Origin of the sequence: Natronospirillum operosum (assembly GCF_004768465.1) — a bacterium.
Taxonomy (GTDB): Bacteria; Pseudomonadota; Gammaproteobacteria; order Pseudomonadales; family Natronospirillaceae; genus Natronospirillum; species Natronospirillum operosum.
The window spans coordinates 114,740-122,693 of the sequence record NZ_SRMF01000010.1 but is presented as its reverse complement, the minus strand read 5'-3'; the positions used below and the strand labels follow the sequence as shown (position 1 = coordinate 122,693).

Below are 7,954 nucleotides of genomic sequence, written 5' to 3'. Positions count from 1 at the left end.
TCGTCAATGCGATGTTGCAGCAGGCCGTCCTGCCAGCTCTGCCGGATGCGCTCGCCGGTGGGCAACTGAATCTCGGTCACCTGACCCTGGCTGTCGCGCAGGTAGCGGGTGGTGTGACCGGCCGGATCGGTGACGGCAATCAGCCGCCCGGCGCTGTCACGCTCAAAGGTGGTGGTGCGACCTTCGGGGTCGGTCTGGTGGGTGACATTGCCGCGCTCGTCATAGGTCAGCTCCGTGGTGCCGCCCAGTTCATCGATGATGCGGGTGCGGTTGCCGCGGTCGTCGTAGGCGTAGCGGAGCTGATCACCGGAGGGATAATGAAGGCGCTCTCGGGTCAGATTGTCTGTGCCGTAATGGTACTCCTTCCGGCTGCCATCTGTTGGTGAAGACCGCTGGTGTACCACAGTGGTCCGGTTGTCGAAGTCGTAATCATAGCGCCACTGGTGGCCATCGGCATCAATCTGCCGGTCAACCACGGTCTTGCCGTCCTGTTCACGGTATACATACTCATGGGCATCCCCCTCACCGTCGGTGAGGTGGGTAATGGCCAGGTCATTGCCGGCATAGTCGTAGGCGTAGGATTCAATGCGGCCGTCAAAACCATTGACTGACACCAGGCGGCCCTGGCTGTCGTACTGGTAGGTCAGTTTTCTGCCAGCCGGGTCCGTTACCTCACGCACCCGGCTGCCGGTGTAGCTCACCTGAAACACGCGGCCCTGATTGTCGTGGATGGTGGTAATGCGCTGATCACTGTTGCGCTCCACAGTAATTGTGCCGCCCTGGCCATCGCCCTGTTCGACCAGGAGGCCGGCTTCGTTGTAGTGGTAGTAGGCACCTTCAGCCCCCTCGATGGTGAGACCCTCGGACCATTCGCCAAGGCGATAGCTGTTGACCCCCAGGGGCGTATAACCGCTACCGTCCTCAGTAAAGATAATGCGGTCGCCGGTCGGGCTGACCCACTTCAGGTTCTCGTTGCCGATTTCTTCTTCGGCCCGGTTTCCGGGATCAACGGTATGCTGGTTCCTGTCCCTGTGCTCATCACGCTGCTGCCGTTCTGCCAGCAGCGCGGCACGTTCATCTTCTGCTTCCGCGAGGTCGGGAGTGAGCTGGTCAATGTAGCTGTCCAGAGTATCAATGCCTTCCTGGGCGGCATCTCGTACCACTGCGCGCGAATGGGACAGGTGCCCTTCGTAGTACTCTTTTCTGGATTCAATATCGTCGATGACAGAGGTCAGGTGTGCAATGGTGTCATTGACCAGGTCCAACTGCTCATCCAGCAGTACAGCGGTACCCCAGATCAGTCGGCTGTCATAGTTCCAGTGCCAGCCTGGCCCCACCGACCAGGCGGACTCCTGGCTGACGCGATGGCGGCGGGAGAACCGGACAAGCCCTGCGCCCTGGTCCTGCCCAACGGTAATCTTCGATCCGCAGGACAAAGATACTGGATTGCCACTGCAACCAGAGGGGCTGTTGGTCAACAGATTGGTCAACTGCAGTTGACCAGACTCATTGAACAGAGTGTGCAGATTGCCCGAATTGAGCTGTATGACGCCATTAACGCTGCTCACGTTCTCGGAAACTTTGGATTCCTCTCCGGTCAGGCGGTTGAGTATGGTGCTGGCCAGTTGGGCAGCTTGACAAGCAGCGCCGCAGGTAGATTCTCCGCCACCTTCTTCATCATCGTCCCCGCAATTCCTTCGTGGGCAATCGGGGTGACCCGGGGTATCGGCGTTCATTGGACTCACTACATTGTCGCTATTAACTGAAAAGTTATCGACAACAGCATCTGGATCGCTATTGCTTTCCTGGCAACCCCAAAGAAGAAGAGAAATACAAAAAAAAGAGGAGAGTTTGGCGAAGGTAAAAAGAATCTTGTAGTCCATTTGAAAGGAGCTCCCTGATACAACAACATCCTGCGTAACTCAGGTTTTCTGCCTTGTTTCCTTTACCTGAAGTACGCGATTTCTTTACAAATTAGACTGGTTCTTTACGGAGGTCAAAAATCAGTCAGTGTAAAGTCAAAAATTTGTGACGCAGTTCACAACCCAACATTTGGCATACATGCAGCTTTTTTTCAGATGCTACTTTGACCGGGCCTTTACATAACAAGCAGTAAAGGATGCAAAGGACCTTAAAGGAGTATTCAGCATGATGAAGCGTACATTCACCGCTCTGGCGGCGACTCTGGTCGTCAGTTCTTCCCTGTCGGCTCAGGATATCGGCTTTGCGCCGCAGGTGGGGCAATGGGAGTTGCGTACGGACCTGACGGACCTGACTTTCCGGCGTGAAAAGTGGTCCAACGATGGAGACGATTACGCGGATCGCACCCGGTTCAGTATCAATGGCCAGGCGCTGTATTCCATCAGCCCGCGTCTGTCTGCCGGGGCCTATGTGCGGTATTTCCGTGAAACCACGGGGGACGGGCAGGGCGAGTCCAACGGAGGCCAGAGCAACTATATCATCAGGCCCATAGTGCGCTATTTCTTCACGGATAATCTGGGGGCGGGGTTCTCGTATCGCTATTATTCAGGGCGCAGCTTTGACGGAGATGGGGATGACACCTCCAGTCTGACCACGACGGCGATTGTACCTCGCGTCATGTACAGAACGCCGCTCAGTGATGAATGGTTGCTGGAAGCCTATGGTGAATATGTCTGGTTCAGCCGGGAAGATTTTGATGGCGACGGGGAAACCACGGGCGAGGACGCCGAGCGTGCCTGGGTTCTGGGTACCGAGTTGAAGTATTTCCTGAGCCCGTCTTTCTCGGCCAATCTGGATTTGAGCTATACCAGTGCCGATACTGATCTGGAAGACGATGATACCGACATGGGCTATTCCGCCTTCCGAGCCGACTTGGGTTTTTCATTCTACTTCTGAAGCAGGGTAGCGATTTCAATGCCTGAACAATGCCCCTGCCTGCTGGCGGGGGCAGCTTTTCCCTTGCCCCTGCCCACCACCGTCAGCGTGTTCGCGGTGCTACAGCCCTGCCTTATGTGTGGAGCCGAACCGACTGGTGTCGTGCCACAGAATACTGTATACTGTCGGCACACCCGCGCAACTCGGCACACCCGCGCAACCGTAACGGCACACCTAATGAGCACAAAACCTGAAACCCGGCTGTTTGGCACGCTGGAGCGCCGCCTGTTTCGGGTCACTGCGATCATGTTCGCCATTGTGGCCTGTACGGCGCTTGCAGGTCTTGTGGTCTGGGGGCTGGGTCTGGTCCTGTCGTTCTTCTTCAATCTGATCCTGCCGTTGTCCGTGGCGGGTATTCTGGCGCTTATCCTGTATCCGGTGGTGGCTTATCTTGAACGATGGACCGGCATGCCCAGGCTTGTTGCCACCAGCATTGTCGTGCTGCTCTTTATCGGGGTGATCGCCGGGGCCATGCTCCTGCTGGTCCCCACCTTGTATCGTGAGGCCGCTCACTTTGTCGAGATTGCTCCGGAAATCCTGGCAGGATGGGAAGGCTACATGTCGCGCCGTTTTCCGGACCTGACCCAGATGCTCAAGGACCGAGCGGAGGATGGCACTCTGGCGGATCTGATGCCCTCCCCAGAGGATACGGGGGAGACCGTAATCTCCTATGCCGGTGCGCTGGTGACCCTGGGTTTTGTGCCATTCCTGCTGTTTTTCACCCTGCTGTCCGGTGGCCGGCTGCGTGCTCAGGCCGGAGAAATACTCTCGGTGTTCAGCGCCAGGGTGCAGCGTCGGGTCATGTATCTGATCGATATCTTTGTGAGTCAGGTAACCGGGTTCTTTCAGGGCCAGTTGGTTATCGCGGTGACCATGGGCGCCATGCTGGCCACCGGTTTTGCGCTGATCGGCCTGAAGGGAGGGGTACTGGTCGGTCTGGTTCTTGGCCTGCTCAATATCGTGCCCTTTCTCGGTACCGTTGTCGGCCTGCTGCTGGTGTTGCCATTGGCCTACTTTCAGACCGAAGGTGGCCTGCAGCTGCTGGGTCTGAGTTTGCTTGTATTCCTGGCGGTCCAGCTCGTGGAGAGTTGGCTGTTGACGCCCAGGATCATGGCCAATCGTTCCGGGTTGCACCCGGCGCTGGTGGTGATCTCGGTGATTTTCTGGGGCATAGCACTGGGCGGCATTATCGGCATGATACTCGCGGTACCTCTGACCGCGTTCATCATTGCAGTCTGGCGGCAGGCGAAGCCCGGTCTGAGTCGCAGGATGGAGGCCGACAGCTAGTTCTGCTGCGGGTACAGACAGTGGTCGCTTTTGGCCACGTTGATCATGGCCATCATGCCGCATGGTCAGCAACCAGAGGCGGAGGTGGCGGGCCGGTTTGTTCCCGCTGCGAGATCGGGCTAAAGAACCTCCGGGTGATGGCGTTTGCCATTCATAGCGGTCACACTAGCGCAAAAACCGGGAAGGTATGAACCGCATGGAAAAGGGCTTACGGGCCAGGGCCTGCACAGGTCTGTGTGTGCTGATCGGCCTCTGGCTGCTGCCGGCCGGTGTCGCGCACTCGTACAGTGTGCTGCAGACGCGCTATTTCAATATCATTCATGAAGAACCCCACCGCGAACTGGCCCGGCATCTGGCGCAGATTGCGGATGTCGAATACGAGGCCCTGCTGGCCGAATTCGACATGAACATTGCCCCCAGGATAGATCTGCTGATTGATGATCGCTACGGCGATGCCTTCAATGCCAGCGCGACCCTGGCCAACAAACCGCTGGTGACCATCAGCCCGGCCGCTCATATCACGGGAGAGCTGATCAACACCGGTGATACGGTGCGCCTGGTGCTGCGTCATGAGCTGGTTCACATCCTGACCGGTCGTTACACCTCAGAGCCGGATTTCTACCGCTTTGGCTATGTGCCGGGCAACAATACCTTTGTGCCGCTGGCTTTTCACGAGGGCTATGCGCAGTGGTTCGAGTCCGACCCGGAAACGGGCACCGGGCGGGCCCGGCGCCACCATCCGGATTCGGAAGGCCTGTGGCAGCAGGAATATCAGCGCGGCTTTCGCGGCTATACGGAGGTGTTTGCCACCGGCCGCCATGAAAGCCTTCATATGGCCTACCTGTACGGGGCCTACTTCTTTACCCGTCTGGCAGAACGCTTTGGTGACGAAGCGGTGCGCGACTGGCTGGACGAGCGCACCGGTCGGCATGGTTTCTGGGCCGATCTGGCCAGCCCCTACAACCTGAACATCGCCTGGCAGGTGGCCTTCGATGAGCGCCTGAGTGAAAGCTGGGATGAATTTCTGGCCCATGAGTCCGAGCGTCTGCAAGCCAGGCTGGGCCAGTCCTATCCCCATGCTGCGGAGCAGCTGCGCGACGGGCTGAGCCGCTTCGGGTCGCCGCAGGCGGTAAGCCGCAGCGGTGACTATTTTATCTGGTATGACCATCGCGAAGGGCTGGGCCGACCGACCCTGGTGGTGGAAGATGCTGCCGGCAATACACGTCGGCATCGTGGTTTCAGGCCGGAGCAACTGGCAGCCGGCAGCACGCAGCTGTGGTTCAACCAGTTGGAAGAATGCAATGGACGGCTCGGGTACAGCCTCTATTCCATGCCCCTGGAGCAGGACTCGCCGCAGCGGGCTGAGCGCTGTGCCCGGGTGGCCCGGCTGGCCTGGCACGAGGACAGCGCCCAGATGGCCACCTGGACGCTGACCGATGCCGGTTCCGAGCTGCAATTGCGCGATGGGCAGGGGCAGGTTACGGATATTCTGCTGCGCGGGCAGGCCGGTGTGCAGATCAAGCAGCTGAGCTGGCACCCCTCGGGTGAACGCCTGGTGCTGACGATGAAACCCGATTTTGACGCTGCCTTCGACCTGTATGAACTGCAACTGGCCGATGGTCGGCTGACCCGCCTGACCGCAGACAACCATATACCCCGGGGTGCCCACTGGGCGGATGAGTCCACTCTGTTGTTCAGCCAGGCCCGCAACCAGCGTCTGCAGGCTGTGGCGCTGACGCCCGCCACGGGCGAGCGGCAGTGGCTGACCGATTTGCCGGTGAATGTGCACCAGCCGCGCCTGCAGGATGATCAACTGGTCTTTCTGACGGAGTCGGGCCGGCACTATCAGCAGATGCGGGTTTCGATTCTGTCGGCCGGCGAATCTTCGCCGCCGTCGTCAGTGCCCGAGCCGAACTGGCAACACCCCGCCAGCCTGACTGTGCTGGTGGATGCCGACGCAGCGGCCCCCGCCGCTGAAACCGAAGAGGCCGACCCGGCTCTGCACCCCTATTATGCGATCGAGCACATGAGCCCGTCGCTGTTTGCCCCCTATCCCTACTGGGATGGTGAGCTGGGCTTTGGCCTGACCGGGGACTGGCGCGAACCGACCGACCGCCACCAGGTTCAGGTGCAGGTCGAACTGGGGCTGTTCAGCGGGGATATCAGCGGCACGCTCGACTACCGATTCTACAACCACTGGTCACTGGGCGTGGGTCAGGCCCGCGTCAGCCGGGGGCTGCACTCCGGCTATCGGGCCGGCTGGGCACGGCGGCTCTGGAGCGGTCAGGGCCAGGCTGTTGGCGCTGATCTGGCCTGGGTGACGGATTACCGCCTGCCGGACAGCGACCAGGATGGACTGCGCCGGCGCTGGCTGGGCGGCGGGCTGGACTGGCACTACAGTGAACGCAACACCGAGCGCTACCGCCCCAACCGGGCCTTCGCCCTGGGGCTGGATGCCGAGCGGGCCTTCAGCCATGCCGACAGCCATCGCCTGCGCCTGCGGCAGAGCAGCGAGCTGGGTCTGTTCGGCCAGCACAGCCTGCACTGGCGCCAGCAGGTGCTGTGGACAGACGATGCACAGCGACCCTTCGAGGCCGGAGGTTCCGAGTCGTTCAGTGTGTTCCCGCGCCCGATCAGTTCGAAAGTCACTCTGCGGGCCCTGCCGGAACCGCTGGCCGCCAGTGAGCTGTACTGGAGTCGTGCCGAGCTGAATGTGTTGCTGGCCGAGCCGGATCGCACCCTGGGTACCCTGGGTCTCGGCGCCGGTACGCTCTGGCTCACGTCCTATGCCGCCACCGCCTGGGATCTGGATCAGCAGGCCCGCTACAACCTGGGGGCGGAGCTGGGCCTGACCTTCAGCGCCCTCTGGCTGTTGCCGCTGGAGGCCAGCCTGGGCTATGCCCACAACCCGGAACGGGATGAAGTGGGTGAAATCTATTTCAGCCTGGGGCCGAGTTTCTAGACGCGGGTGCCGCCGTCCACTTCCAGGATACGCCCGGTGAAAAAGTCGTTCTCGAAGATGTACTGGGCGCTGTGGGCGATCTCGTCCTGCTCGCCCAGGCGGCCCAGCATGGCCATCTGCTCCATGCGCTGCAGGGCTTCCGGCTTCATCTGCGCGGTCATGTCGGTGGCGATGGCGCCCGGGGCAATGGCGGCGACACGTATCCTGTAGCGGGCCAGCTCCTTCGCCCAGGTGACGGTCATGGCCGAGACACCGGCCTTGGCGGCACTGTAGTTGCTCTGGCCCATGTTGCCGGCTCGCGAGACCGAGGCCATGTTGATGATGACGCCGCCGTTGCTGTCCTCGGCCATGATGGCGGCGGCCTCACGCCCGCACAGGAAGGTACCGGTCAGGTTGATGTCGATCAGCTTGCGGAACTGGTCGCCGGACATCTTCTTTTCCAGTTTGCCGTCCTTCACCTTGATCAGCAGGCCGTCCATCAGCACGCCGGCATTGTTGATCAGGCCGTCGAGGCGGCCGTAGTCCTGACGAATGCGGGCAAAGGTGGTTTCCACTGCGCCTTCATCGGTGATGTCCAGTTCGTAGGCGCGGGCGTCACCACCGGCCTGGCGGCAGGCCTCGGCGGTATCCTGCAGGCCACTGGCGTCCAGGTCGATCAGCGCCAGGCGGGCGCCCTGACCGGCCAGGCGCAGGGCCATGGCGCGGCCCAGTCCGCGGGCACCTCCGGTAATCACGATGACGGCGTCTTCAATCTGCATGGTCGGTCATGTCTCCATTCTGGTCAGTATT

The 7,954-nt window shown here is 60.5% G+C and carries 6 protein-coding genes; 4 read left to right on the top strand and 2 right to left on the bottom strand.

All coding sequences use genetic code 11. The annotated features are described in order from the left end of the window. The coding region (locus E4656_RS17400) for a hypothetical protein (protein WP_205849259.1) at positions 1-1,337 on the bottom strand (1,337 nt) is incomplete at its 3' end. Positions 1,338-1,364: 27 nt separating this feature from the next. Between E4656_RS17400 and E4656_RS20285 the strand changes: the two genes are divergently transcribed. The 4 genes from E4656_RS20285 (at position 1,365) to E4656_RS17385 (ending at position 7,165) form a co-directional block, all read left to right on the top strand. Beyond that, positions 1,365-1,766 carry a hypothetical protein gene (locus E4656_RS20285; RefSeq protein ID WP_167856113.1) on the top strand — a complete coding sequence of 134 codons (402 nt, stop codon included), beginning with the start codon at positions 1,365-1,367 and terminating at the stop codon, positions 1,764-1,766. 382 nt (positions 1,767-2,148) lie between these two features. Next, positions 2,149-2,877, top strand: a complete 729-nt coding sequence (locus E4656_RS17395; RefSeq protein WP_135484584.1) for a transporter — start codon at positions 2,149-2,151, stop codon at positions 2,875-2,877. 216 nt (positions 2,878-3,093) lie between these two features. Next, on the top strand, positions 3,094-4,203 hold the full coding sequence (locus E4656_RS17390; protein WP_167856112.1) for an AI-2E family transporter: 1,110 nt from the start codon (positions 3,094-3,096) through the stop codon (positions 4,201-4,203). 196 nt (positions 4,204-4,399) lie between these two features. Then, positions 4,400-7,165 carry a hypothetical protein gene (locus E4656_RS17385; RefSeq protein WP_135484582.1) on the top strand — a complete coding sequence of 922 codons (2,766 nt, stop codon included), beginning with the start codon at positions 4,400-4,402 and terminating at the stop codon, positions 7,163-7,165. Here the strand turns inward: E4656_RS17385 and E4656_RS17380 are convergent. Then, positions 7,162-7,923, bottom strand: a complete 762-nt coding sequence (locus E4656_RS17380; RefSeq protein ID WP_135484581.1) for an SDR family oxidoreductase — start codon at positions 7,921-7,923, stop codon at positions 7,162-7,164. The two genes, E4656_RS17385 and E4656_RS17380, sit on opposite strands and share 4 nt — an antisense overlap. Between the last annotated feature and the right edge of the window lie 31 nt (positions 7,924-7,954).